The organism is Pseudomonas sp. Choline-02u-1 (assembly GCF_002836515.1).
GTDB lineage: Bacteria > Pseudomonadota > Gammaproteobacteria > Pseudomonadales > Pseudomonadaceae > Aquipseudomonas.
Map to the genome: position 1 here is coordinate 1 of NZ_PJBC01000032.1, position 1142 is coordinate 1142.

Annotated in this window: 1 protein-coding gene; it reads right to left on the reverse strand. The window is 55.2% G+C overall.

Annotated features, from left to right (window positions below):
• Positions 1 to 1142, reverse strand: a 1142-nt coding sequence (gene tuf, locus CXF97_RS13965; protein ID WP_101159029.1) for an elongation factor Tu, incomplete at both ends; no start/stop codon positions are given.

Below are 1142 nucleotides of genomic sequence, written 5' to 3' on the forward strand. Positions count from 1 at the left end.
TCGATGATTTTGGCTACGACGCCAGCGCCGACGGTACGACCGCCTTCACGGATAGCGAAACGCAGACCGTCTTCCATCGCGATGGTTTTGATCAGGGTAACAGTCATCTGAATGTTGTCACCTGGCATTACCATTTCAACGCCTTCTGGCAGCTCGCAGTTACCAGTCACGTCAGTAGTACGGAAGTAGAACTGTGGACGGTAGCCTTTGAAGAACGGAGTGTGGCGGCCGCCTTCTTCCTTGCTCAGAACGTAAACTTCTGCGGTGAACTTGGTGTGCGGCTTGACCGAACCTGGCTTGACCAGAACCTGGCCACGCTCAACGTCGTCACGCTTGGTACCACGCAGCAGAACGCCGCAGTTCTCGCCAGCACGACCTTCGTCGAGCAGCTTGCGGAACATCTCAACACCAGTGCAGGTGGTGGTGGTGGTGTCACGCAGACCAACGATTTCCAGTGCATCCTGAACGCGAACGATACCGCGCTCGATACGACCAGTCACAACAGTACCGCGACCGGAGATCGAGAATACGTCTTCGATTGGCATCAGGAATGGCTTGTCGATCATACGAACTGGTTCTGGAATGTAGGTATCCAGAGTTTCAACCAGTTTACGAACGGCAGTGGTGCCCATTTCGTTGTCGTCTTTGCCTTCCAGCGCCATACGAGCCGAACCGATGATGATCGGAGTGTCGTCGCCTGGGAAGTCGTAGGTCGACAGCAGGTCACGAACTTCCATCTCAACCAGTTCCAGCAGCTCAGCGTCGTCTACCAGGTCAGCCTTGTTCAGGAAAACCACGATGTACGGAACGCCTACCTGACGGGACAGCAGGATGTGCTCACGGGTTTGCGGCATCGGACCATCAGCTGCCGAGCAAACCAGGATCGCGCCGTCCATCTGGGCAGCACCGGTGATCATGTTCTTCACGTAGTCAGCGTGACCTGGGCAGTCAACGTGAGCGTAGTGACGAATAGTCGAGTTGTACTCAACGTGAGCGGTGTTGATAGTGATACCGCGAGCTTTTTCTTCTGGTGCGCTGTCGATCTTGTCGAATTCAACGACGGCCGAACCGAAAACTTCGGAGCAGACGCGAGTCAGAGCAGCAGTCAGAGTGGTTTTACCGTGGTCAACGTGACCAATGGT